This is a genomic window from Xanthomonas sp. WHRI 10204, assembly GCF_040202875.1.
Taxonomy (GTDB): domain Bacteria; phylum Pseudomonadota; class Gammaproteobacteria; order Xanthomonadales; family Xanthomonadaceae; genus Xanthomonas.
In genome coordinates, this window is sequence record NZ_JBEGDW010000002.1 from 209087 (window position 1) to 234478 (window position 25392).

General features: G+C 64.7%; 21 protein-coding genes, 1 tRNA gene, 1 other RNA gene and 2 pseudogenes. 13 read left to right on the top strand and 12 right to left on the bottom strand.

The features are described 5' to 3' along the window. Nucleotides 1–67: 67 nt before the first annotated feature. The 4 genes from ABQZ00_RS23840 to ABQZ00_RS11630 form a co-directional block, all read right to left on the bottom strand. Entirely contained in the window at nt 68–310 is a 243-nt protein-coding gene (locus ABQZ00_RS23840; protein ID WP_323538262.1) for a Na+/H+ antiporter NhaA, read from the bottom strand. A gap of 192 nt (nt 311–502) precedes the next feature. Then, complete coding sequence (locus tag ABQZ00_RS11620) at nt 503–715, bottom strand: DUF6538 domain-containing protein (RefSeq protein ID WP_349777720.1); 213 nt, start codon at nt 713–715, stop codon at nt 503–505. Between the two features lie 86 nt (nt 716–801). Continuing rightward, a tRNA-Ser gene (locus ABQZ00_RS11625) sits at nt 802–891 on the bottom strand. A gap of 285 nt (nt 892–1176) precedes the next feature. Further along, entirely contained in the window at nt 1177–2196 is a 1020-nt protein-coding gene (locus ABQZ00_RS11630; protein WP_115512009.1) for a LysR family transcriptional regulator, read from the bottom strand. Between the two features lie 100 nt (nt 2197–2296). On the opposite strand from ABQZ00_RS11630, the pseudogene ABQZ00_RS11635 reads away from it, so the two are divergent. Further along, a pseudogene (locus ABQZ00_RS11635) lies at nt 2297–2934 on the top strand (FMN-dependent NADH-azoreductase). A 432-nt stretch (nt 2935–3366) separates the two neighbouring features. Here ABQZ00_RS11635 and serS read toward each other — a convergent pair. Continuing rightward, nucleotides 3367–4647 (bottom strand): serine--tRNA ligase, encoded by a 1281-nt coding sequence (serS, locus tag ABQZ00_RS11640; protein ID WP_323538261.1) that lies wholly within the window; start codon nt 4645–4647, stop codon nt 3367–3369. Between the two features lie 111 nt (nt 4648–4758). Here serS and ABQZ00_RS11645 point away from each other — a divergent pair, with 111 nt between their 5' ends. From ABQZ00_RS11645 to ABQZ00_RS11655, 3 genes are all read left to right on the top strand, one after another. After that, nucleotides 4759–5424, top strand: coding sequence for an energy transducer TonB (locus ABQZ00_RS11645; protein ID WP_055844576.1), 666 nt, complete (start codon nt 4759–4761; stop codon nt 5422–5424). A gap of 245 nt (nt 5425–5669) precedes the next feature. Further along, nucleotides 5670–6248 carry an energy transducer TonB gene (locus ABQZ00_RS11650; RefSeq protein WP_323538260.1) on the top strand — a complete coding sequence of 193 codons (579 nt, stop codon included), beginning with the start codon at nt 5670–5672 and terminating at the stop codon, nt 6246–6248. Between the two features lie 61 nt (nt 6249–6309). Continuing rightward, a non-coding RNA gene (locus tag ABQZ00_RS11655) (sX9 sRNA) lies at nt 6310–6385 on the top strand. On the opposite strand, the pseudogene aroA reads toward ABQZ00_RS11655, so the two are convergent. From aroA to serC, 3 genes and pseudogenes are all read right to left on the bottom strand, one after another. Next, nucleotides 6382–7692 (bottom strand): annotated as a pseudogene (gene aroA / locus ABQZ00_RS11660) (3-phosphoshikimate 1-carboxyvinyltransferase); the annotation flags it as partial. The gene ABQZ00_RS11655 and the pseudogene aroA overlap by 4 nt on opposite strands. Before the next feature lie 113 nt (nt 7693–7805). Further along, the gene (pheA, locus tag ABQZ00_RS11665; protein WP_055844582.1) at nt 7806–9029 is read right to left on the bottom strand and encodes a prephenate dehydratase; all 1224 of its coding nucleotides are present in this window, start codon (nt 9027–9029) and stop codon (nt 7806–7808) included. A 66-nt stretch (nt 9030–9095) separates the two neighbouring features. Further along, nucleotides 9096–10181, bottom strand: coding sequence for a 3-phosphoserine/phosphohydroxythreonine transaminase (gene serC / locus ABQZ00_RS11670; RefSeq protein WP_055844585.1), 1086 nt, complete (start codon nt 10179–10181; stop codon nt 9096–9098). A gap of 176 nt (nt 10182–10357) precedes the next feature. Here serC and msrP point away from each other — a divergent pair, with 176 nt between their 5' ends. Together msrP and msrQ are read left to right on the top strand one after the other, a co-directional pair. After that, on the top strand, nt 10358–11326 hold the full coding sequence (gene msrP, locus ABQZ00_RS11675; protein ID WP_055844587.1) for a protein-methionine-sulfoxide reductase catalytic subunit MsrP: 969 nt from the start codon (nt 10358–10360) through the stop codon (nt 11324–11326). 131 nt (nt 11327–11457) lie between these two features. Beyond that, a complete protein-coding gene (gene msrQ, locus ABQZ00_RS11680; protein ID WP_055844589.1) occupies nt 11458–12114 on the top strand; it encodes a protein-methionine-sulfoxide reductase heme-binding subunit MsrQ in 657 nt (218 codons plus the stop codon). Here msrQ and ABQZ00_RS11685 read toward each other — a convergent pair. Then, nucleotides 12056–12865, bottom strand: a complete 810-nt coding sequence (locus ABQZ00_RS11685; RefSeq protein ID WP_323538259.1) for an FHA domain-containing protein — start codon at nt 12863–12865, stop codon at nt 12056–12058. The two genes, msrQ and ABQZ00_RS11685, sit on opposite strands and share 59 nt — an antisense overlap. Before the next feature lie 263 nt (nt 12866–13128). Between ABQZ00_RS11685 and ABQZ00_RS11690 the strand changes: the two genes are divergently transcribed. The 3 genes from ABQZ00_RS11690 (at nt 13129) to ABQZ00_RS11700 (ending at nt 15636) form a co-directional block, all read left to right on the top strand. Next, nucleotides 13129–13404 (top strand): polyhydroxyalkanoic acid system family protein, encoded by a 276-nt coding sequence (locus tag ABQZ00_RS11690; RefSeq protein WP_055844595.1) that lies wholly within the window; start codon nt 13129–13131, stop codon nt 13402–13404. 161 nt (nt 13405–13565) lie between these two features. After that, nucleotides 13566–14126, top strand: a complete 561-nt coding sequence (locus ABQZ00_RS11695; RefSeq protein ID WP_115512017.1) for a phasin family protein — start codon at nt 13566–13568, stop codon at nt 14124–14126. Nucleotides 14127–14628: 502 nt separating this feature from the next. Continuing rightward, nucleotides 14629–15636, top strand: a complete 1008-nt coding sequence (locus tag ABQZ00_RS11700) for a restriction endonuclease (protein ID WP_323538258.1) — start codon at nt 14629–14631, stop codon at nt 15634–15636. A 516-nt stretch (nt 15637–16152) separates the two neighbouring features. On the opposite strand, the gene hutC is transcribed toward ABQZ00_RS11700, so the two are convergent. Together hutC and ABQZ00_RS11710 are read right to left on the bottom strand one after the other, a co-directional pair. Continuing rightward, complete coding sequence (gene hutC, locus ABQZ00_RS11705) at nt 16153–16890, bottom strand: histidine utilization transcriptional repressor HutC (RefSeq protein ID WP_055844604.1); 738 nt, start codon at nt 16888–16890, stop codon at nt 16153–16155. A 42-nt stretch (nt 16891–16932) separates the two neighbouring features. Beyond that, nucleotides 16933–18303 (bottom strand): formimidoylglutamate deiminase, encoded by a 1371-nt coding sequence (locus tag ABQZ00_RS11710; protein ID WP_323538257.1) that lies wholly within the window; start codon nt 18301–18303, stop codon nt 16933–16935. Between the two features lie 60 nt (nt 18304–18363). On the opposite strand from ABQZ00_RS11710, the gene hutI reads away from it, so the two are divergent. The 4 genes from hutI (at nt 18364) to hutU (ending at nt 23842) form a co-directional block, all read left to right on the top strand. Further along, on the top strand, nt 18364–19569 hold the full coding sequence (gene hutI / locus ABQZ00_RS11715; RefSeq protein WP_323538256.1) for an imidazolonepropionase: 1206 nt from the start codon (nt 18364–18366) through the stop codon (nt 19567–19569). Between the two features lie 17 nt (nt 19570–19586). Then, nucleotides 19587–21128 carry a histidine ammonia-lyase gene (hutH, locus tag ABQZ00_RS11720; RefSeq protein WP_115553492.1) on the top strand — a complete coding sequence of 514 codons (1542 nt, stop codon included), beginning with the start codon at nt 19587–19589 and terminating at the stop codon, nt 21126–21128. A 172-nt stretch (nt 21129–21300) separates the two neighbouring features. Continuing rightward, nucleotides 21301–22158 (top strand): N-formylglutamate deformylase, encoded by an 858-nt coding sequence (gene hutG / locus ABQZ00_RS11725; RefSeq protein WP_323538255.1) that lies wholly within the window; start codon nt 21301–21303, stop codon nt 22156–22158. Nucleotides 22159–22174: 16 nt separating this feature from the next. After that, nucleotides 22175–23842 carry a urocanate hydratase gene (gene hutU, locus ABQZ00_RS11730; protein ID WP_323538254.1) on the top strand — a complete coding sequence of 556 codons (1668 nt, stop codon included), beginning with the start codon at nt 22175–22177 and terminating at the stop codon, nt 23840–23842. 238 nt (nt 23843–24080) lie between these two features. Here the strand turns inward: hutU and ABQZ00_RS11735 are convergent, their stop codons facing one another. Continuing rightward, nucleotides 24081–25172, bottom strand: coding sequence for a hypothetical protein (locus ABQZ00_RS11735; RefSeq protein WP_323538253.1), 1092 nt, complete (start codon nt 25170–25172; stop codon nt 24081–24083). Between the last annotated feature and the right edge of the window lie 220 nt (nt 25173–25392).

The window sequence follows — 25392 nt, forward strand, 5'->3', positions numbered from 1 at the left end:
CGGCCAACCGTAACCGGTTGGTCGGGACTTCGGCCAAGATGCCTTGCACCCAGTCAAGCAACCTGCTCTAGGTTCTGGGCGCGAACCTCAATACGACCGCTCCCAGCAACGCAGGAAGTAGCGATCCCAGCAAGATGCCGACCTTGGCATTCTCAACGAGCACAGGATCCAAAGGGAACGCGAGCGAGCTGATGAAAAGGCGCATCTTGAAGCCAATGCCGCAGAGCAAACTCACGTCGTAGATTTGCAGCCACGATGCGCCGGACGTCGTCTCCGCGGTCGATCTGTCAGCGCTCCGTGATCGTGCCATCTGCCACCCGCCTCCTGCATCCGAGGAAGACGTGAGATCGCGCCGATCTGCATGCTGCTTAGGCGATCAACGAACGCTTCCAGATCCTTCTTGCTAAACCGACCTACCCATCGATCCCTCAACACGTCATACGCGTGAGCCTAGCCTGATGCCAAGACAACGCTCGCAACCTGGCTGAGGCGACGTTCGCAGTCAGACGTGTTTGTTTGATGATCTTGCAGCCGATGATGACCTGCAAATCGCTGGGCACACACTCGCTCGCAACCTGGCTGAGGCGACGTTCGCAGTCCGACGTGTTTGTTTGATGACCTTGCGGCCGATGATGACCTGCAAATCGCTGGGCACACGCTGATGAAAAGCGTAGTTGCTGGCAGGGGGTGCGAACAAGATGATGGGGATGCGCACTCGAAAGATGTTTCCCGACCTACATTTCGCTGGCAGACTCAGCTATCCACAATAAGTTCAACTAAATAAATGACTTATATGGATATTGGCGGAGAGAGTGGGATTCGAACCCACGGAAGGTTTGACCCTTCGCCGGTTTTCAAGACCGGTGCCTTAAACCGCTCGGCCATCTCTCCGATGCTGCTGCGCGTGATCGCCGAAAGTATCGGTTGTCACGTGGGCGATCCGCATTGCGCGGGTGGCGCCCGACAGGGCCGCACGGTCATCGAGTGCGGTTCTGCCAATCCCGGGATCGCTCCCGGGCGCGCATTCTCGCATGCCCGGGCGTGCTTTGCTAAGCGGCATCGCTAGCCTTACGTGCCCGGCTTGCCGGGCGGCGCGTCAACCAATGAGCTACACCTACGCAGCGAAAGGTACCGACTCGCCAGTGAGGGGCACCGACGCAATCAGCAGTGCGCCGCTCAGCCTGCTTCAGCCACCAAGCGCGGTGCGCTGGCAGTGCCTGCTGCACGCTTGAGCTTTTCGGCCAGTTCGGCGCAATTGCCGCCGCAATCCAGGCGCGAGCGTTCGATTTCCTGCGGCAGGTGTTCGGCCAGGAAGTCGATGAACACCCGCACCGCCGGCAGCAGGCCGCGGCGCGAGGCGAACACGGCATGGCAGATGCCCTGCGGCAGCGACCAGTGCGGCAGCACCACTTCCAGTTCGCCGCTGCGCACCGCTTCGGCGCAGACGGTTTCCGGCAGCATGGTGATGCCGAAGCCGTCGCGCGCCATCGATTGCAGCAGTGGGAAATCGAAACCGGCCAGACGCGGCTGCAGGTCCACGCGGCGCATTTCGCCGTTGGGGCCGTGCAGTTCCCAGCGCTGATGCGCTTCGTCTTCGCTGGTGCTCATGGTGGTGTGGTTGGCCAGCTCGCTCGGGTCTTTCGGGCGGCCGGCGCGGTCCAGATACTTGGGGCTGGCGACCAGCAATTCCTGCACCTGGCCGAAGCTGCGCATCACCAGGCTGCCGTCGTCATCCAGGCGCGAACGCACGCGTAGCGCGATGTCGTAGCCCTCGTTGATGACGTCGACGCGGCGGTTGCTGATGTTGAGCTGCAGCCGCACCTTGGGGTACTTGGCTAGAAATTCGGGTAGCAGCTTGGGCAATTGAATTTGCGCGAGCGAGACAGGAACGCTCACACGTACAAGACCGCGTGGCTCCGCACTGAGACGATCCACCACCTCGCGCGCGGCCTGGGCCTCGGCCAGCATGGTCTGGGCGTGTCGGTGCACGCTGGTACCGACGTCAGTGACGGCGAAGCGCCGCGTAGAGCGTTGCAGCAAGCGCACGCCCAGGTCGGTTTCGAGTTGGCTGATACGGCGGCTCAGGCGCGACTTGGGAATCCCCAGCGCACGCTCGGCAGCAGCGAAGCCGCCGTGGTCCACCACCATCGCAAAGTAGTACAGGTCATTCAGGTCGTGCATGGCGCAGGTATCCATGGATAGAACGATAAGTGATATTTAACCACCTTTATCCCAACAGAGCAACGACCTAATCTGCGCCCCTCCGCGGCATTGCCGCTTGCAATAGGTCTTCGCCATGAAGCTGCTCCATCTCGATTCCAGCGCCCTGGGCGCCAACTCCATCAGCCGCGAACTCAGTGCCGCCGCCGTCGCCCAGCAGCGCCTGCTGCACCCGCAGCTGCAGGTGACCTATCGCGACCTGGACCTGGAGCCGCTTCCGCACCTGACCGCGCAGTCGCTTGCACAGGCCGACCCAGCCGAGGCTGCGGCGGCCGAACTGGCGATGCAGCAGTTTCTGGACGCCGACGTCATCGTGATTGGCGCGCCGATGTACAACTTCGCGATCCCCTCCACGCTCAAGGCGTGGATCGACCGCATTGCGGTTGCCGGGCGCACCTTCCGCTACACCGCAACGGGGCCGGAAGGACTGGCCGGCGGCAAGCGCATCATTATCGCCAGCGCGCGCGGCGGCATCTATGCCGACCCGACCCCGGCGGCAAGCGCATCATTATCGCCAGCGCGCGCGGCGGCATCTATGCCGACCCGACCAACGATTTTCAGGAGCCGTATCTGCGCCAGTTGTTCGGCTTTCTGGGCATCGACGACATCACCTTCGTCCGCGCCGAAGGCGTGGCGTATTCGCCAGAGCATCGCAGTAATGCGCTTGCGCAGGCGCTGGCCGAGTTGCAGCAACCGGCAGAAGCCGTGGCCTGAGCACGCAGGCTTTGTGCGGTTGGGATTGGGGATTGGTAATAGCCGATTCCCGATAAACCATCGGGTCCGTTGTGACACATCTTCCAGCACCGCACGTCACGCTGAGTGTCATCCTGCTATTGCGCAGTGATGGCGTGGGTGTTCGTGCACCACGCTGGCATTGTGCCCTTGCACGCGATGCGCGTTGTGCGCCTTAGCCGGTGTGGGCTACTCGTGAGGATAGTGCCGCCTGCATAAAAAAACGGGCCCATCGCTGGTCCCGTTTTTTTATGCGTTTGTATTGCCTGCGGCGGCGACATGGGGCGCTACTCACGCGGCAAGGTCAAGAAACCAAACTCCGCCTGAGAGCGCAGCGCTGGCGCCCAAAACCATGCGACACATGACGCATGTTCTTCGGCTGACGCCGACCGCTGCAAGCCCAATGCAGGCGTTTCAGCCGATGCGTTCCAGCCCGCCCATGTACGGGCGTAGCACCTGCGGCACGTCGATCGAGCCATCGGCGTTCTGGTAGTTCTCCATCACCGCGATCATCGCGCGGCCCACCGCAGTGCCGGAGCCATTAAGCGTGTGCAGCAGTTCAGGCTTGCCGCTGGTCGGGTTGCGCCAGCGCGCCTGCATGCGACGGGCCTGGAAATCGCCGCAATTGGAGCAGGACGAAATCTCGCGATAGGTATCCTGCGACGGCAGCCAGACTTCCAGATCGTAGGTCTTGATCGCAGAAAAACCCATGTCGCCGGTGCACAACAGCACCTTGCGGTACGGCAGGCCGAGTTGTTCCAGCACCACTTCGGCGCAGCGCGTCATACGTTGATGCTCGGCATCGCTGTCTTCCGGCGCGCAGGCAGTGACCAGTTCCACTTTCTCGAACTGGTGCTGGCGGATCATGCCGCGTGTATCGCGCCCGCCGCTGCCGGCTTCGGCGCGAAAGCACATCGAATGGGCGGTCATGCGCAGCGGCAGGCGCTCGGCATCGACGATGTCGTCGCGCACGATATTGGTCAGCGGCACTTCGGAGGTGGGGATCAGATAGCGGCGCGATTCACCCACTTCGGTCTGGAACAAATCGTCTTCGAACTTCGGCAGCTGGCCGGTGCCGCGCATCGACTCGGCATTGACCAGCAGCGGCACATTGGTTTCTTCGTAGCCGTGCGCGCCAACATGCAGGTCGAGCATGAACTGCGCCAGCGCGCGATGCAGGCGCGCGATCGGCCCGCGTAGCACGGTGAAACGGGCGCCCGACAACTTGGCGGCGGCTTCGCCATCCAGCCAGCCGTGCGGCGCGCCGAGTTCCACATGGTCCTTGACCGCGAAATCGAAACTGCGCGGCGTGCCCCAGCGCGACTGCTCGACGTTTTCGCTCTCGTCCTTGCCCAGCGGCACATCATCGGCCGGCAGATTGGGCAGCCCGAGCGCAATGGTTTCGAGCTTTGCGCGGATCACGTCCAGCGCGTCTTCCGAGGCCTTGAGCTCGTCGCCGAAACCGGCCACTTCAGCCATCAGCACGGCGACATCTTCGCCCTTGGCCTTGGCCTGCCCGATCGCCTTGGACTTGGAATTGCGCATGCTCTGCAATTCCTGCGTGCGCACCTGAATCCGCTTGCGCTCGCTCTCCAGCGACTCCAGTTCCGCAGTGTCCAGGGAGAAACTGCGCGTGCTGCGCAGGCGCTCGGCAAGGTCGGCGGGATGTTGGCGAAGCAGGGCCGGATCTAGCATCGGAAGTCTGTGTGTCGGTAGGAAGCACCAGATTATCGCCTGTTCCGCCATCTGCTGCGATCGATTCACCGGGGCTATGCCAGAATTACCGTGATCCTTCAGGTGAGCCCTATGCCCGCGCCCCGCCCTGCGTCCGATCGCCAGATCGTCCTGCGTCTGCCCCGCCACACCCTGAAAATTGCCGGTATCGCCTTCGGCGCAGGCCTGCTGCTGTTCCTGCTGGTGTGGGCAACTGGCCGCAAGGACGACTTTTACAAAGCCTCCCCGGCACAGCCGACGGCAGGCACGCCGGCCGCAGACGACACCATTCAACCGCTGCCGGCACCGCTGCCCGCCCAGGACGGCGCCAGCGACATGCCGCAAGCCAAGCCGCCGGAAGAAACGCCGACTCTGGTGGAAACGGCACCACCGGCCCCACCCGCCCCGGCTCCGTTGCCGGAAAACGCCGCGCCCGGTGCGCCCGGTACTGCAGCGCCCTCCAACGCGCCTGTGGCAGGCGGCAACCGCCCGGTCCCCATGCAGGGCCAGATGCCGCCGCCGCGCTATCCGTCGGCAGCACTGCGCCGTGGCGATGCCGGCGATGTAGTGGTGCGTGTGGATGTGGACGCGGCCGGCAATCCGGGCGGTGTGACCCTGGTCCAGCGCAGCGGCTCGCGCGATCTGGACCGCGCAGCAATGGAGGCGGTACGCCATTGGCGCTTTCACCCGGCGCAGCAAAACGGCCAGCCGGTGGCCGGCAACCTGGATATCCCCTTCGAGTTCAAGCCGGCGCAGTAAGCTCGGCTAACGCGCTGGATGACGACCCAGGCGCACGCAACCGCAGGCACGTGCAATTGATTGCGATCTAAGGGAATGCATGGCACTGCCCGCCCAAACGGCGGCAGCGCAACAGCGCTGTCGTCGTCGCAAAGCTGAACATTTGCAGCGCGATGAGCGCCTGGCAGACTCCCGCCTTAGCTGCGCCTCAGGCAGCGCCGACCAGACTGATTGCGTCATCCCAAAGATGCGCCAGGAGGCCGGCCATGTCCTTCATCTCCAATCCCTCTTCACACCACACGCCGTCGCTGTCTCGCCGCACCGCTGCAGCGTCCGGCCGCGGGCAGGACGTGGAGCATGACGGCGCGTCTCCCTGGCTATGGGCGACGCTGATTGCCTTGTTGGTGGTCGTCCCTACGTGGTGGTGGGCCCGCCATGCCGACGAATCGTTCGCCACCGACACTCGCCCCGCGCCTGTCACCAGCCGGCAAATTCTGCCCAGCACCGATGGCCCACGCGCGATGACCATGATTCCGCATCAGCCGGTGCGCGCGGCGGTCAGCAGCGTGGATGCGAAGCCGCTGCCGGGCAACGCGATGCCCAGCTACCCGGCAGCGATTGCACGCGCCGGCATTCAGGGCACTCGCACCGCCCGCCTGCAGCTCGACATGCAGGGTGAGGTGCGCCAGGTAACCATCGTCGACCGCAGTGGCAGCAACGACCCGCGTCTGGACGCAGCGGTGACCGACAGCCTGAGCCAGTGGCGCTTCGAACCGGCCACGCGCGACGGCCACGCGGTGGTCAGCAGCGTGCAGGTGCCGGTCGAGTTCAGCCCAGAGCGCTAAGAGCAGCGAACAAAACGACGGTGCTCACCGCCAGACGGGCGCGGCCGGTGATCGGTTAGGCATGCGCCGTTCGTCCACCGCGGTTCCTCCGCGCCGTCCACACCCACCTGACAACTGCTCGCTACGTTTTATTAGCCGCGCTAAGCCCAAAACCGGCGCCCTGCGCCAGGGTGTCGAAATCCGGGAACGAGGTGGCGACGTTGGCGATGTCGTTCACCTGTACGGTGCCGGTCGAACGCTGGCCGGCAATGGCGAACGCCATCGCAATGCGGTGATCCCCATGGCTTTCGATCACGCCACTGCCAATCGCGCCGCCATGAATCGTGGCGCCATCCGGGGTTTCATCGACTTGCACGCCGAGCGTGCGCAGGCCGGTGGCCATGGCGGCCAGGCGATCCGATTCCTTGACCCGCAGTTCGGCCGCGCCGGTAACGACGGTCTTGCCGTTTGCAGCCGCGGCGGCGACGAACAAGGCCGGGAACTCGTCGATCATGTCCGGCACCAGCGCTTCGGGGATCTGCGCACCGTGTAATGGCGCGTAGCGCACGCGCAGATCGGCCACTGGTTCACCACCGTGTTCGGCATGGTTTTCCTCGGTGATGTCCGCGCCCATCAAGCGCAGCGCGGCCAGCAGCCCGGTACGACGCGGATTCAAGCCCACTGCGCGCAGCACGACTTCCGAATCGGGAATGATGCTGGCAGCCACGATGAAAAACGCTGCCGACGAAAAATCCGCAGGCACTGCGATGTCGGTCGCACGCAAGCGCTGGCCGCCGCGCAGGCGCGCCTTACCCGGTGAGAACGCGATCTCCACGCCAAACGCAGACAACATGCGCTCGGTGTAGTCGCGCGTGGGGTGCGGCTCGGTCACCGAGGTCTCGCCTTGCGCATACAGGCCTGCCAGCAGCACCGCCGACTTGACCTGCGCACTGGCGACTGGCGACACAAAGTCGATGCCGTGCAACGGCTGACCGCCGTGCACGTGCAAGGGCGGCGTGCCATCGTCCTGCGTCTCGATCTTCGCGCCCATCTGCGCCAACGGGCCGGTCACGCGCCGCATCGGCCGCTTGGACAAGGACGCATCGCCGACCAGCACACTGTCGAAACGCTGCGCGGCCAGCAGGCCAGCGAGCAAGCGCATACCGGTGCCGGCGTTGCCGCAATCCAGTGCCTCGGTGGGCGGCTGCAAGCCGTCCACGCCGACGCCATGCACGATGCGCTGCGATGCCGACGGCGTTTCGATCCGCACGCCCAGCGTGGCGAAAATGGCTGCGGTGGAGCGCGTGTCTTCGCCCTCGAGAAACCCGTCGATCTGCGAGATGCCATCGGCAAGTGCGGCAAACATCACCGCACGATGCGACACCGACTTGTCGCCGGGAATGGCCAACGTACCGCGCAATGCGCTGCCCTGCTGCGCGATCCAGTATTGCGTGCTGCTGCTCATGCGAATGATCCGATTGCTGCGCCGCCGCCATGCAGGCGATGCGCTTGGTATAGAGATGGCAGCGCCGTCATCGCCAGAGCGACGGCGTGCCAGTTGGGCGGGTGATCGAGCGCTTAGGGAATCGCGACCGGATACGAGCCCAGCACCTTGATCTGCGCCGAATGCGCTTCCAGCTCGGCCAGTGCCTGCTTCATCGCCTCGTCTTCCACATGGCCGACCAGATCGATGAAGAACCCGTATTCCCACTTGGCCTGGTGCGAGGGCCGCGACTCGATGCGATTCATGCTGATGCCGTGCCGCGCGAACGGGCTGAGCACATCGAACAGCGCGCCCGGCTTGTCGTGGATGAACACCAGCACCGACGTGCGATCGTGCCCGGACGACGGGAAGATCTGCCGGCCAATCACCAAAAAGCGCGTGGTGTTGTCGTCGTCGTCTTCGATCGACTTCATGATGACTTTCTTCAAGCCATACACATGCGCCGCACTCTCGCCACCGATCGCTGCAGCATCTTCGGCATTGCGTGCGCGCCGCGCGCCTTCGGCATTGCTGGACACCGCAAGCTTCTCGACCTTGGGCAGGTGCGAGCGCAGCCAACCGGCGGTCTGCGCGAAGGATTGCGAATGCGCGTAGATGCGCTCGATGTCTTCCAGCCGGCCGTTGCGCGAGAGCAGGTACTGATGCACGCGCAGTTCGACTTCGCCGCAGATTTTCAGGTTGGAAGTCAGAAACATATCCAGCGTGACCTGGATGGTGCCCTGCCCCGAATTCTCTACCGGCACCACGCCGAAATCGGCGTTGCCTGCTTCCACTTCCTGGAACACTTCTTCGATGGTCGCCATCGGCAAGCCTACCGCCGAGCGACCGAAATGCTTGAGCACGGCTTGCTGGCTGAAGGTCCCTTCCGGGCCGAGGTAACCGATCTTCAACGGCTCCTGCTGGGCCAGACACGCGGACATGATTTCGCGATACACGTGCACAAGCACTTCATCGCTGAGCGGGCCTTCGTTGCGGTCTACCACCATGCGCAGCACCTGCGCTTCGCGCTCGGGGCGGTAGTAATCCACCGCTGCGGCGAGCTTGCCCTTGGCCTTGCCGACCTGATGGGCAAAGTTGGCGCGCTCGGCGATCAATTCCTGGATGTTGCGGTCGATCGCGTCGATCTTGGCGCGCACATCGGCCAGCACCGGTGCGGCGGCGGCCGGCTTGCCGATGGCTTTGTCCGGTTTGGTCGCGGGCTTGGCCACCTGTTTGGTCGCCGATGTGTCCGCAGACGTGCGCGCTGCTTTGGTCTTGCTGCCCTTGGCAGCAGTGGGTTTATTGGACTTGGGAGCCATCGCTGGGCATTCCTTGAGAAACGGCGCAAGCGCCTGCGCGGCCTGCGCCGCGGTCGAAGTTGGAACTCAGCCGTGACGCTGCTGAAAATCGTGCATGAAAGCCGCCAGCGCTTGCGCGCCAGCCACCGGCATGGCGTTGTAAAGCGAGGCGCGGATGCCGCCGACGGCTTTGTGGCCCTTCAGTGCCAACAGACCGGCGGCCTTGGATTCGCTGACGAACAACGCATCCAGCTGCTCATTCGGCAGAAAGAACGGGATGTTCATGCGCGAGCGCACCGCCGGCTTGATCAGGTTGCGATAGAAGCCGCCCGAACCATCGATGACGCCGTACACCAACGCGGCTTTCTCGGCATTGCGACGCGCGAACTCTTCCACCCCGCCCTGCTCCAGCATCCACTTCACGGTGAGCCCAAGCAGGTACCAGTTCCAGGTCGGCGGGGTGTTGAGCATCGAATCGCGCGCGGCATGCGAGCCGTAGTTGAAGATGTCCGCACGCGATTGGCCGGCGCGCTCCAGCAGATCGCGGCGCACGATCAGCACCGAAATGCCGACCGGGCCCAGATTCTTTTGCGCACCGGCGTAGATCAGCCCGTAACGCGAAATGTCCAGCGGCTCGGACGCAATCGACGAGCTGAAATCGGCGAACAGCGGCAAAGTGCCGACATCCGGCGTGTCGCGAAACTCCACGCCATGGATGGTCTCGTTGGCGGTGATGTGCACGTAGGCCGAGTGCGGCGACAAGGTCCAGCTGGCCACCGGCGGGATGTCGACAAACCCATCTGCCTGCGCGTCTGCAGCAATGCGCGCATCCACGTACGGCGCCGCCTGTTTGATCGCGGTCTTGCCCCAGTGCCCGGTGATCACATAATCGGCGGCCTGCCCGGGCGCGGCGAAATTCAGCGGCAACAGTGCCTGGATGGTGGTGGCGCCACCGGCGGTAAACAGCACCGCGTAGTCGTCGGGAATCGACAACAAACTGCGCAGATCCGCTTCGGCCGCGGCCGCTACCGCCATGAAATCGGCGCTGCGGTGGCTGATTTCCACGATCGAGGCGCCAACGCCGTTCCACTCGACCATCTCCGCCTGCGCCTGCCGCAGGACCGATTCCGGCAATGTCGCAGGGCCGGCACTGAAATTGAACGCGCGTGTCATGGCACACCTTGTCGAGCTAGCCTTCTAGTATGCCGCAGCGCATCGGGCTTGGCAGCGGGCAAAGAAGTTGCAGCTGCATCCTTTTGGCTGAGCATCACGTAACGTGGTAACTGCCACGGGACGAACTTCCGCCCCGGTGGGCTACTCTCACGCTGCAGCCACTGCCGGAGCCTGCCATGTCGTTTCGCGATGCTTTCAAACTGCCGTCCAGCGAGATCACCGATGAGTCCGTCTACCGCGACCGGCGCCGGCTGCTGCAGCTGTTTGCGCTGACCCCGGCACTGGGCATTGCCGGGTGCGCAGAGGCCGACCCGCCGCCACCGCCCAAGACGGTGGTGACGCCGGCGCAGGCGCGTAGCGGCTTCCGCACCACCGAAGAATTGACCAAGCTGGAAGACGTCACCAGCTACAACAATTTCTATGAGTTCGGCACCGACAAGACCGATCCATCGAAGGCTGCCAAGACGCTCAAGCTGTCGCCGTGGTCGGTGAAGGTGAGCGGCGAATGCGAAAAACCCGGCAGCCTGTCGCTGGACGAAGTGCTCAAGGGCATCACGCCGGAAGAGCGCATCTACCGGCTGCGCTGCGTGGAAGGCTGGTCGATGGTGATCCCGTGGACTGGCGTACCGCTGGGCGAGGTGCTCAAGCGTTTTGCGCCGACCTCCAAAGCCAAGTACGTGTCCTTCACAACCCTGGCCGACCCGCAGCAGATGCCAGGCGTGCGCTATCGCTCGATCGACTGGCCTTATCGCGAAGGCTTGCGCATCGATGAAGCGATGCATCCGCTGACCTTGCTGGCCACCGGTCTGTACGGCAAACCGTTGCCACAGCAGAACGGCGCGCCGTTGCGCCTGGTGGTGCCGTGGAAGTACGGCTTCAAGAGCATCAAGTCGATTGTGGAAATTCGCTTCGTCGAAAAGATGCCCGAGACCGCCTGGCACGATCTGCAGCCGTCGGAATACGGCTTCTTTTCCAACGTCAACCCGGCGGTGGACCACCCGCGCTGGAGCCAGAAGACCGAGCGCCGCATCGCCGGTACCGCCAGCAAGCTGTTTGCCGAACGTATCGCGACCAAGCCGTTCAACGGCTATGCCGATCAGGTGGCATCACTGTATGCGGGCATGGACCTGAAGAAGTGGTTCTAAGGTAGCGATGTCCCCCGCGTAGGAGCGCACCCGGGCGCGACGGGCATGACCAGCAAAGCCCATCGCGCCCGGGTGCGCTCCTACGATGCACGTTAATGCCCGCGCGGCATCGCTTCCCTCTTCGAGATCGCATGGCCAAGACCTCTGCTTCCCTGATTGCCGCCAAGGTGGCGGTGCATGCCGCCGCACTGACGCCGATCGCCTTGCTGGCCTGGCAGTTCTGGCAGGTGTGGCAGACCGGCAGCGATGCGCTGGGCGCCGACCCGGTGGCCGAGATCGAGCACCGCACCGGGTTGTGGGCGCTGCGCTTTCTGTTGATTACGCTGGCGATCACGCCGCTACGCCAGCTCACCGGCCAGGCCGTGCTGATCCGCTTCCGGCGCATGCTGGGGCTGTACGCCTTTTTCTACGCCAGCGTGCACCTGACGGTGTACCTGAGCCTGGACCTGCGCGGCTTCTGGACGCAGATCTTCGAAGAGATTCTCAAGCGCCCCTACATCACCGTGGGCTTTGCGGCGTGGCTGCTGTTGCTGCCGCTAGCGATCACCTCGACCCAGGGCTGGATGCGTCGACTCAAGCGCAACTGGGGCCGCCTGCATCAGCTGATCTATCCGATCGGCGTGCTGGCCGTGCTGCACTTCTGGTGGCTGGTGAAGTCCGATATCCGCGAGCCGGCGCTGTATGCCGGCATCCTCGCAGTCCTGCTGGGCTGGCGGATCTGGAAGAAACTCAGCGCGCGCCGAACCACAGCAAGGCGCTCAGCGCCGCCGCCAGCAACACCGCGCTGAGCAGCAACCACGGCCAACGCGCCACCTTCATTGGCGCGCGTGCCGGCTCGCTGATGGCACGCTGCGGCGGCGGCGGTTCGGAATCGGGAATGTCCCAGGTAGTGCCATGATGGATGCGCGGCACTTCCACCACGAAGCGGTGGCGGGCATCGAACACGACCTGGTCGCCGGCCTGCAGCCAGCCATCGCGCACCTGCACGCCGTTGATCCAGCTGCCCTCTTCCGAACCCAGATCGCGGATGAGCACACGGTCACCGTGACGCTCCAGGCGCGCGTGCTGCGCGGCAAAGGCAGGGTCGTCGATGACGATGTCCGACGCCGGATCGCTGCCGACCAGGCGCGAGCGGTCCAGGGTGAAGCTGCGCCCGTGGTGACGGCCGCCCAGCCCACGTAACAGCAAGCAGACTTCGCTCAGGCCGGCATCGTCTTCCGGCACATCGTTGGCCGGTGCGCTGGAGGGCGCACTGCGCAACAGCATCTCTACGCCGTCGGCATAGATCGCATCGCCGGGGCGCAGCAACGCCATGCGCCGCACCGGGCGCCCGTTGACGTGGATGCCGCGGATCCCGTTGGCCACCTGCAACCACAGCCCGCGCTGGTCCAGGCAGAACTGCGCCAACAGCAGCGCCCCCTGGGCGTCAGCCACCACCCGCACGCTGCCGGAGGCATGACGGACGATCCGGTGGACGCCGGGCTTGAGGGAATGATCCGGCTGCTGCCGGTGAGTGAAATGAACTTGCAGGTCGCGCACCCGCCGCAGCCTAGCAGGTTTGCTCGCGCCAGCGACCAACAACCGCGGCCTCATGCGTTGGATGCCAGCACGCTGCGCAGTCGATGCCGTGGTTATAGAGCGCCCATGCCCAAGCGTTCGAGGTGCAGGCATCGCCGCTCACCGCACGTCGCCGTGCAGTCGCTCTGGTCGCCAGTGCGGCTTCGTTGCGCACCGCCGCACTTGGAGCCAGGCGCGCGCATGCGCACAATGCGCGACTCCTTATCGTCTTACCCAGGCAGCTCATGTCCAGCATCGATATCCGCCACGACCATTCCCTGCCGCCGGCACAGGCCCGCGCGGCGATCGACGAGGCGGCACGCAAGCTGACCGATCGCTACGGAGTTGCCTCGCATTGGGAAGGCGACACCTTGCGCATCTCCCGCGCCGGCGTGGATGGCGCAATCGCGCTGCTGCCGCAGCAGGTGCATGTGACGGCCGAGCTTGGCTTCCTGCTGTCGGCCGTGCAGCCGATGGTGGAATCGGAAATTCGTCGCCTGCTCTCCGAAAAGCTCGCCTGAGCGAGCGCGGTTGCGGTTGCTGCTTCAGCGCCAAGTCACCCGCCCCGCACGCGATGGGCGGATGCTTGGGCCAGGCCGGTCGGGCAACGCTTCACCTGCCCGATGCAGGGCCGGCACTAGGGTGAACGCAACGTCACTTTGGCAATCGACAGGAGCATCGCATGACGACCGGATACGATCAGAACGGTAACCGCGACACCACCGCGTCGGGCTTCCAGGCCCAGGCAGAGCAGATTTCGCGGCGGCTTGGCGAGTCGGCACAAACCGTGTGGCTGGCCGGACTCGGCGCACTGGGCCGCGTGCAGAGCGAAGGCGGCAAGTTATTCGACTCGCTGGTGCGCGAAGGCGCCGCCTATGAGCGCACCGGGCAGCGCAAGGCCGCCGACAGCGTGGACGAGCTGCGCGAGGAAGTGGAAACCCAGTTCGAGCAGGCCCGCGATACCGCCGTACGCGGCTGGGACAAGCTGGGCAAGGCGTTCGACGACCGCGTCAAAGGCGTGCTGCGCACCCTCAACATTCCCGAGCAGGACGAACTGGAAAACCTGCGTCGCGAAGTCGAATCGTTGAAGGCGCAGGTACGGGCCAACACTGCCGCCACCAAGCGGGCCAACCGCACCGCCAACCAGGCAGCGCAAGCCGCCAGCAGCGACGCGAGCGGTCCAGGCGCATCGACAGGTCACACGTCAGCGACCGGCAATCCCGCTGCGTTCGACGGGGAATAAGCTCCACCGCCGCAGGTGGTAGCGAAATCTGACGCGTTCCAGCGGCGGATGTATCCCGGTCGCAATCGGGTCTGCACGTGGGTTGCCCGTGCAGACCTTCAGATGTGGACCGTCTGTGGGCCGTTAGCACCACTGAGACCCCTTCACGCATTCTTGGGGCGACGTTGACGGGCTCCAAAGCGGGCTGCCCCATTGCACACGATGTTGTGCGAGCAGCGTCAGTTCGACGACGTTAGACACGCTTGCACGCGATTGGTTGGTCAATCGCCACATCCCGGCCCGATGTTGCAAAGCAACATTATTTTTCAGACAATCGGGATGGACCCGCCAGTCCTGTACCACGAAGTCCGTTTGCTCCCCTCCCCTCACGGCTTCGGACTGGCGGGTCTTTCGTTGTCTGGGTCACGCCTCGCGACATCCCCGCCTGCGATCCATTGACGAAACCTGCGCGAAGGATTCTTCTAGGCGTACCGATTCGTTATACGCGCCATACCTTCGCTTGATGCTTATGCCTTCCTGGATCTTGGCGCTCCTGGCTGCACTGCTGCTCTGGCTTGCGGTGTCCGCTTACTTCTGGCTGGTGCGACGCCGCGCCAACGAAACCGACGCTGGCATACGCGCCCTCGCGGCCATGCATTGGCGTGACTTTTCTGCCGTGGTGCTGCGGGTTCTGCAGGACCAGCGCGGCTGGCAACCGACCCAGCTGCCGCAGGACGGCCTGCCCACCGCCGACTTCATGATGCAGACCGATCAAGGCACCCGCCTGGTGGCCTGCAAGCATGGCCGCGGCTATCGTATCGGCGTGGCGGCGGTCAACGAATTGGGGGCGATGGCGCGGCTGGCCGGTGCGGGCGGCGGCATGATGGTGACCGAGGGCCGCATGGAGCGCGAAGGCTTGGCGGCCGCAGAAAAACAGTCCATCGAAGTCCTGGATGGCACGCGGCTATGGCCCTTGCTCAAGCCGTATCTGCCCGGCGATGTGGAAACCGGCGTGGTGAACACGGCACGGCGACGGGCGATACGCCACAGCATCATTGCCGGAGCGGCACTGGCCACACTGGCGCTGGTCGCGGTGCTCGCGTTGCGCCCGCCCGAGCCTGCACCCGTACCGGAGCGGACCGTTGCTGCTCCGCGTGCACGTGCTGCTGCGGAACCGAGCACGCCATCGGCGGCCACCTCGCCAGGGAGCGCGTCTCAGCAGGCGCCAGCTGCAGCGCCGACTGCAGCCACAACACCGTCTTCAAATACGGCAGAGCCGGACGACGCAACGCTGCAAGGCTATCGACGCGAGGTGTCCAAAACCTTGGCGCAAACACCGGGCTTGGTGCGTGGCATCTGGATCACCCAGGCAACGCTGGCGGTGGATCGCACTGTGGAAGACAGCGCGGCGTGGCCATTGATCTGCAAAGAGCTTGAGCGCTACCCCTACCTGCGCACGGTCCGCGTGCAGCTCAATCCCCGCCCGGGGGTGGACGAGCCGGTGCGCTGGCGGCAATGCACCACGATCTGATGCGTTGCGCCTGATGGTGGGTGACGACGAGCGAACTGCGTCGCGCGATTGAACACGGCGGTTTGCTGCCGGCTCGACTGGGTCAAGACGACAATCGTGTTCACGATCAACTGCAAGCTCGCGCAGTCATAAGCACGATCAGCTGCAAGCTCGCGATGGCGTGCCGCAGATGCGTCGGCTGACTACCTGCAGCCATTGAGGTCACGATCCGCTACAAGCCCATCAAGCCAAAACAGCAGTCGTACGCACGATGAGCCGCAAGTCTGCGGTGTCCTGAAGCAGATGTACCGGCCGACTGTGTACAGCCATCGCAGTCACGATCTTGCAGAAGCCCGATGGTGCGATACACGGATTCCCCGGCCGACGACGCGCAGTATTTCGCGTCCGATTTGCCGGCGTGATGGCAGCCGCTTAACAGCGCTGGTAACCATGCCTGCTATACGTCGCTATCGATCTCGCCACCATCAGCAACAGCACCGTTACCGACGTCCAACTCAAGCGTTCCAGCGCCAGCGCTCAGCGCATTCCGGGCGCGAACCGCGCCACCAGATCGTACGAGCCACCCAGAAACAACTGGCGAACGTAGGTCACCGGTTGATCTCCACGCCAGGTGTGGCGGTCGATCACCAGGCACGCTGCACCTTCGTTGACCTGCAGGCACTTGGCTTGCGCTGCGTCGACGCTGACCGCGCTGATGCGGTGCTCGGCGCGCGTCCACGGCACGTTGCGCAATAGCCAGCTCCCGGGCGCCACATCGGTGAACGTCTGCGCCAACGCATCGGGCACGGTGGTCACATCGATCACGCGCTGCTCCAACGCGAACGGGCTGCCGTCGGCCAGATGCACGCTATCGAGCGCCAGCAGCTTGCCGGTGCTGCCCAACGCGCGCTCCTGCGGCACGCGCTGGCGCACGTTGCGCAGCCGGCGCGATAGCAGCGAAAACGTGTAGAGATGACCGCGCGTGGTCATTTCCACTTCGATATCCGGGATCGAGAGCGCCACCTGCTCCAGATGCGGATGCGGCCGGGCGACGAACGAGCCGGTGCGGCGGCGGCGCTCGATCATGCCGGCATCGGCGAGCAGGCCGAGCACTTTGTTGACGGTCATGCGCGAGCAGCCGTACTGCGTCATCAACTCGTGTTCGGGCGGGATGCGATGGCCGGGCGGCCAGTCGCCGCTATGAATCCGTTGCTCGATATCCTGCCGGATGCGGTGATGCAAGGTACCGGGCGCGGCGATGGGGGTAGCGGTCAAAGCTGCGGTCTCCGGTCAGACCTGCATTGTGCGCGCATCGACTCAATTGCCGAGCACTGTTCGCAAGACTCCGGCAAAACGCGAGGCAATGCGCGCGCGACCGACATGCTGCCCATCGCGCACCACATGGCGCCCGCCACGCCAGACGTGCCGCACGGCAGTGGCGCGTGCGGCAAACAGCCAGCTGTCCAGCACTGCGTTGTCGCTGCGTGCGAGCAAGGCTGGATGGCTGGTGTCCAGTTCCACCAGATCGGCTGCGGCGCCAACCCGGATCCCGTGCTGCGCGACACCCAGCGCCTGCGCCGCACCGTCGCCCGCCCTTTCGTACAACCAGCGCCCGCTCGAAACGTCGGCAGGCGCCAGCACATTGCGCGCCTGCAGGCGCAGCCGCTGGCCGTATTCGAGCAGGCGCAGTTCTTCGGCCGCATCGATCAGCACGTTCGAATCCGAGCCCACGCCAAAGCGCCCGCCAGCCGCAGCGAATGCCTGCATCGGGAACAGCCCGTCGCCCAGATTGGCCTCGGTGATCGGGCACAACCCGACCACCGCGCCACTGTCGGCGATCGCCCGCAGCTCGCTGGCATCCACATGCGTGGCGTGCACCAGACACCAGCGCGCCGCCACCGGCGCGTTTGCCAGCAGCCATTGCACCGGACGCTGGCCCGACCAGGCCAGGCAGGCGTCGACTTCGCGCTGCTGCTCGGCGATATGGATGTGGATCGGGCCATCGGTGAGTGGCACCAGTGCCGCCAGTTGCTGCGGCGTGACCGCGCGCAAACTGTGCGGTGCCAGCCCAAGCACGGCATCCGGCAACGTCTTGAGACTGTGCCTGCAGTCCTCGAGCAGGCGCGCAAACGCATCGATGTCGTGGATCAGGCGCTTTTGCGCGGGGCTCGGTGCAGCCCCGCCGAAATCCGAGTGCGCGTAGAACACCGGCAACAAGGTCAACCCGATGCCGGTAGTGGCGGCCGCAGCGGCGATGCGCTCGGACATCTCACCGGCATGCGCGTAAGGCGCACCGCTGACGGTGTGGTGCAGATAATGGAATTCGCCGACGCGGGTGAAGCCGCTCTCCAGCATTTCCACATACGCCTGCTCGGCGATTGCCTGCAGGCTGTCCGGGTCCAGCCGGTCGACAAAGCGGTACATCAGCTCGCGCCAGCTCCAGAAACTGTCGCCGCTGCGTCCGCCCACTTCGGTCAGGCCGGCCATACCGCGCTGAAACGCATGGCTGTGCAGGTTGCCCAGTCCAGGCACCAGCACCTCGGCACGCGTATCGGTGGCGGCCGCGGCCGCATCGGTCTGCACCGTGGCGATACGCCCCTGCTCCAGCGTGATCCGCACACCGCCCGCCCAGCCACTCGGCAACAGGGCCCGCGCTGCCCACAACGCTTGTACCGGTTGATCTGCCACTGGACACCCTCGATTGACGAATCTATTGTATATACATATCAGACACCATGAGCCTGCGCCATGCATTGCGACGTTCTCTGGCACAACGCGCAGCTGATGACCCTGGACGCCGCCGACGGCGGGCTGGGCATCGTGACCGATGGCATGATCGCCTGTCGGGACGGCCGTATCGTGTATGCCGGCCCGGCAGCGCAGGCACCGACGTTCGAAGCCGACAGTACTTACGATTGCCAGCGGCGCTGGATCAGCCCGGGCCTGATCGATTGCCACACCCATCTGGTGTATGCCGGCAATCGCGCCAACGAATTCGAACAACGCCTGCGCGGCGCCAGCTATGCGCAGATCGCCGCGGCCGGTGGCGGCATCGTGGCGACCGTGCGCGCCACCCGCGCCGCAGACGATGCCGCGTTGCTCGCCGCCAGCCTGCCGCGCCTGGATGCCATGCTCGCCGAGGGCGTGACCACGCTGGAAATCAAATCCGGCTACGGGCTCACGCTGGAGGACGAAACCAAGCAACTGCGCGTGGCGCGCCAGCTCGCAACCCTGCGTCAGGTGGAAGTGGTGCCGACATTTCTAGGCGCGCATGCGGTTCCGCCGGGGAGCGATGCGCAGCAGTACATCGACGCCGTCTGCACGCAAATGATTCCGGCGATTGCCGCGCAAGGGCTTGCCGAAGCGGTCGACGTCTTCTGCGAACACCTGGCGTTTTCGCCGGCGCAGGCCGAACAGGTGTTCGTCGCCGCGCAGGCACAGGGCTTGCGCGTCAAGATCCATGCAGAGCAATTGAGCAACCAGCACGGCGCGGCACTGGCGGCGCGCCATGGTGCGTTGTCGGCCGACCATATCGAGTACCTGGACCAGGCCGGCGTCGATGCGATGGCCAGCGCCGGCACCGTGGCGGTCTTGCTGCCCGGCGCGTTCTATTTCACCCGCGATACCCAACTGCCGCCAATCGATGCGCTGCGCGCGGCCGGTGTGCCGCTGGCGTTGGCCACCGATTGCAATCCGGGCACTTCGCCGCTGACCAGCCCGTTGCTGGCGATGAACATGGCAGCCACGTTGTTCCGCATGACCGTGGACGAATGCATCGCCGGGTTCACCCGCGAAGCGGCGCGTGCGCTGGGCCGCAGTGCGCGACTTGGCCGGCTGCGCACCGGCATGGACTGCGACCTGGCGATCTGGGACATCGACGCGCCGGCCGACCTGGTCTATCGCATGGGCTTCAACCCTCTTCATGCCCGCATCTGGCGCGGGCATTCGACCTGATCGACTCTGGAGTTGTCATGAGTGCTTCTGTTGTCTTGCAACCCGGCCAGGTAACGCTGGCGCAATGGCGTGCGCTGTATCGCGGCGCCGATGTGGCGCTGGACGCCGCCTGTGCGGCCGCAGTGCTGCGCAGCGCGCAGACGGTGGAGGCGATCGTCGCGCGCGGCGAGCCGGTCTATGGGGTCAACACCGGCTTCGGCAAGCTGGCCAGCGTGCGCATCGAGCGCGAAGACCTGCAGACCCTGCAGCGCAATATCGTGTTGTCGCATGCGGCCGGCGTCGGCGAGCCCACGCCGGTGCCGGTGGTGCGGCTGATGATGGCGCTCAAGCTCACCAGCCTTGCCCAGGGCGCTTCCGGCGTGCAACCGGGCACGCTGGCGTTGCTGGAAGCGATGCTGCGTGCGGGCATCACGCCGGTGGTGCCGTGCCAGGGATCGGTTGGCGCTTCCGGCGATCTGGCACCGCTGTCGCATCTGGCGGCGGTGATGATCGGCGTTGGCGAAGCCTTCGTCGGCGACAAGCGCCTGCCAGCCACGGACGCGCTCGCGCAGGCGCAGTTGCAGCCGCGTGTGCTCGGCGCAAAAGAAGGGTTGGCGCTGCTCAATGGCACGCAATTTTCCACTGCCTGCGCGCTGGCCGGCTTGTTCGAGATCGAAACCGTATTGCAGGCCGCCCTGGTGACCGGCGCGCTGTCGGTGGAAGCGGCAAAAGGCTCGGATACGCCGTTCGATGCCCGCATCCATGCCTTACGCGGGCAACCGGGGCAGATCGCCACTGCAACTGCCTTACGCGCCTTGATGGCCAACTCGGCGATTCGCGAATCGCATCGCCTCGGCGATGTGCGCATACAGGATCCGTATTGCCTGCGTTGCCAACCGCAGGTGATGGGCGCGGCGCTGGACATCATGCGGCAGGCCGCGCGCACGCTGGACATCGAAGCCAATGGCGTCACCGATAATCCGTTGGTCTTCAGCGATACCGGCGAGGCCTTGTCTGGCGGCAATTTCCACGCCGAGCCGGTGGCATTTGCTGCCGACATGCTGGCGATGGCGGTATGCGAAATCGGCTCAATCAGCGAACGCCGCACCGCGATGCTGGTCGACCCGGCACTGTCTGGTCTGCCAGCGTTTCTCACCCCTCGCCCGGGCCTCAATTCCGGCTTCATGATTCCGCAGGTCACTGCGGCGGCGTTGGTATCGGAAAACAAGCAGCGCGCGTATCCGGCCAGCGTCGATTCGATTCCGACCTCGGCCAATCAGGAAGATCATGTGTCGATGGCGGCGCATGGTGCGCGACGTCTGCTGGCCATGGCAGAAAATGCCGCGCACGTGATCGGCATCGAGTTGTTGGCAGCGGTACAAGGCTGCGATTTCCATGCACCGCTACGCTCCAGCACTGCGCTGGAAGCGGCACGCGCCCTGTTGCGTGCGCAGGTCGCAACGCTACAGGACGACCGCTACTTCCATCCCGACATGCTGGCTGCGAGCGCGCTGGTACGGTCAGGCGCCTTGGCCAACGCAGTGGCGATCGCACTGCCGGGTGTGGAGCAGGACGCATGAAGCGGCGGGTTGCACATGACTTGCGCAGCGCCATGGCGCCGCGCGGTGCATGGGCTGGTAGCGCGGCATATGCACGCGAGACGGCTGCGTCGTGCACTCAGCACCATGACGATCTTTATGCGTATCGCTGGCATAGCTTGCTCGCTGCTACGCGCGCGAAAGGAGCGCAGCGATGAACACCCTGCCCGATTGGTTGGAAGTGCATCGCGGCGACGCGCCGTTGCTTGTCAGCTTCCCGCACACTGGCACCGAGCTGCCCGACACGGTGGCCGACCAGTTCGTGTCGCCGTGGCTGGCGCGCCGCGACGCCGACTGGTGGGTGCACCAGGTCTACGATTTCGCACAGTCGCTGGGTGCCACCACGGTGCGCACCGCCATCTCGCGCTCGGTCATTGACGTCAACCGCGACCCGAGCGGCGTTTCGCTGTATCCGGGCCAGAACACCACCGGCCTGTGTCCGTTGACCACCTTCGACAATCAGCCGCTGTATGCCGATGGGCAGGCGCCGGATCAGGCACAGATCGATCTGCGTCGTACGCACTGGTTCGACCCGTATCACGCCGCACTCGCCGACGAGATTGCGCGCCTGCGTCAGCAACACGCAAACATCGTGGTGTACGACGCGCATTCGATCCGCTCTTTCATCCCGCACCTGTTCGACGGTGAGTTGCCGCAATTCAACATCGGCAGCAACGACGATCGCAGCTGCGATCCGGCCCTGGCCGACGCCGTCGAACAACTGTGCCGTAGCAGTGGCTCCAGCACCGTGCGCAACGGGCGCTTCAAGGGCGGCTGGATCACCCGCCACTACGCGCAACCCGACCAGGGCGTGCACACCCTGCAGATGGAACTGGCCTGCCGCGGCTACATGCGCGAGCCGGACATCATCACCCCCGACAACTGGCCTACGCCATGGCAACCGGTGCACGCCGCCGCGTTACGCGCAGTGCTGCGGCATGTGCTGCTGGCCTGCCTGCAGTTCGCCACTGCGCCCTTATCCGACACCGCGCCGCACGCGGCCAACCGTTGATTGCAAGGAACCCGGCATGACCCGTCACGATGCAACCCGCGTCATCCGCGCCGCCACCGGCACCACGCTCACCGCCAAGAGCTGGCTCACCGAAGCGCCGCTGCGCATGTTGATGAACAACCTGGACCCGGATGTAGCCGAGCGCCCGCAGGAACTGGTGGTGTACGGCGGCATCGGCCGTGCCGCGCGCGACTGGGAATCCTTCGATGCGATCGTCGCTGCACTCACTCGGCTGGACGATGACCAAACCTTGCTGGTGCAATCGGGCAAGCCGGTCGGCGTGTTCCGCACCCATGTCGACGCACCGCGCGTACTGATCGCCAATTCCAATCTGGTGCCGCGCTGGGCCACCTGGGACCACTTCAACGAACTCGATAAAAAGGGTCTGGCGATGTATGGCCAGATGACCGCCGGCAGCTGGATCTACATCGGCGCGCAAGGCATCGTGCAAGGCACCTACGAAACCTTCGTGGAGATGGGCCGCCAGCACTATGGCGGCAGCCTGGCCGGCAAGTGGCTGTTCACCGGCGGCCTTGGCGGCATGGGTGGCGCGCAGCCGCTGGCCGCGGTGATGGCCGGCGCCTCCTGCCTGGCGGTGGAGTGCCGCCGTTCCAGCATCGACATGCGCCTGCGCACCGGCTATCTGGACACCTGGACCGACTCGCTGGACGAAGCGCTGCGCCTGATCGAGGAATCCTGCACGGCGAAGAAGCCGTTGTCGGTCGGCCTGCTCGGCAATGTCGCCGACGTGCTGGACGAACTGCTGCTACGCGGGATCAAGCCGGACCTGCTGACCGATCAAACCTCCGCGCACGACCCGGTCAACGGCTATTTGCCGCAAGGCTGGAGCGTGGAAGAGTGGGACGCAAAGCGCGTGAGCGCGCCCAAGGAAGTAGAAGCCGCCGCGCGCGAAGCAATGGCCAACCACATCCGCGCCATGCTCACCTTCCACGCGCTCGGCGTGCCCACCGTGGACTACGGCAATAATCTGCGCCAGATGGCGCTGGAACAAGGCGTGGCCGACGCGTTCGACTTCCCCGGCTTCGTACCCGCCTACATCCGCCCGCTATTCTGTCGCGGCATCGGCCCGTTCCGCTGGGTCGCGCTCAGCGGCGACCCGGAAGACATCGCCAAGACCGATGCCAAGGTCAAGGAATTGATTCCCGACGATGCGCATCTGCATCGCTGGCTGGACATGGCCGCCGAAAAAATCGCCTTCCAGGGCCTTCCCGCGCGCATCTGCTGGGTCGGTCTGGGCGACCGGCACCGGCTCGGCCTGGCCTTCAACGCGATGGTGCGCAGCGGTGAATTGAAAGCCCCGGTGGTGATCGGCCGCGACCATCTGGATTCGGGCAGCGTCGCCTCGCCGAACCGCGAAACCGAAGCCATGGCCGACGGCTCCGATGCGGTGTCCGACTGGCCACTGCTCAATGCCCTGCTCAATACCGCCAGCGGCGCAACCTGGGTCTCGCTGCACCACGGCGGCGGCGTCGGCATGGGCTTCTCGCAACACGCCGGCATGGTCATCGTCTGCGACGGCAGCGACGCAGCCGACAAGCGCATCGAACGCGTGCTCTGGAACGACCCCGCCACCGGCGTGATGCGCCACGCCGATGCCGGGTATGCGATCGCAACCGAGTGCGCGAAGGAAAAAGGGCTGGATTTACCGGGGATTCTTGGCTGAGTTCGCTAGCCGACAGCGCGCGGTAGACCACGGGACTTTATGCGGCATGGATGCCGCAGAAGAGGCTACAGAGACGTACTTGCGGCGTGTCCTGCGATGGTGGGCAGGCAAGGACACCACAGCCAAGCCACAGATTAATCGCTCTACCCTAGCTTTATTAGCCGCTCTAGGTGGACTCGACGTCCACAAACCACTCTCCAGATGAGCGAGCCAGATACTCTGCGGGAGATGCATCGCCTCAGTCGGCTTTGGTTTCCATCTCTGTCTGCTTGCAGACCGATGCAGCAGCAGCCAGCAATGCGCTGTCATCGAGCAGCGGCGCGGCCTCACTTGCGGGATATGCGGCTGCGATCGCCTTTGCCGCGCGATCTGCATCCGCCTGGATATACCACTGCAATGAGCGCGGCAACGCACGTCCACGCACCGCGTGTTCGAATCGATACTGTCCCCAGTAAATCGCCAATGGCTCTTCCAGCGCGTTGAGCGGGTTGCGCAAATTGGCTGCACTTGGGCACAGCCGCAAGAAGTTGGCAGCAAGCATGCGTTTACGCGCGGCTGGCTGCCCCGCAGACAAATAGTGATTCAACTCGTGCAACAGGATTGGCGTCCAGTCCATCGATGCCGTGCCGGTGGGCGCATCGTGTTGGGAATAGAGCAGCATGGTGCGCCCACGCACTTTGGCTTGAGTGGTATCCATCTCTGGCCACCACACGAATCGCGCCTCGAATACCGGAGGGTCCGGCACCGCAAAGAAATCACGCATCTGCGATGCCAAGCGGGAAACGGCAGGGTTGGATAGCTCCTCTCTCAGCACGCGCATCTGGTGCTCGAAACGTGGTGCAACTGCGATCAAACGGCTGGCACGCGGAACGAACCGCGTAAAATACGCGCGCAACAGTTTCTGGTCATCTGCCGACTGCTCTGCAATTGCTGCATTCGCCGATGCCTCAAAGCCTGCATCCCCCAGGAAATGCCAGGAGAACGGATCCGCCTCACGGGTGGCGTCTGGCGCGAAAACAAGGTCGACCACCTCCAGGGCGTCGTCTTTTGCCAGCCCCGAGGTGCGGCGGCGGAATTCCGCATAGGCGGCCAGCGCGGCAAGATCCGCCTGATCCAGCCCTCCATGGGCTTCCATGTAGCTACGGTAGACAGGCACCGTAAAACCCGGCAACCAGTCCGACAGGTTATCCAGCAGGTTGAAAAGATCCGTCGCTTCGCTATAGCCCACCTGGACTTGCGTCGATGGCGGTGTGGGTGGTGCGGCATGCGCAGTGGCGCACAGCAGCATCCAGATCAGTGCGACTGCGCGGATGTTGCGCAGCCTGGTCATCCAGCAATCACTCCATCTGCGCATGCGGGACTCCGGGTTAGCGAGTGAGTTGATTCGAGCATGCAGGGATGCAGCTCGCAACGTGTCTTTCGTCAGGGTCCGCAAGATCTGCCGGCTGCAGCCTGCTTGGACGGCAAAAAATCATCTTGGCCCGTCACATTCTCGAGGATTGCCCTAAAGACTGCGGGCAGCAGGCCGACAAGGTATGCATCGTTCCGAG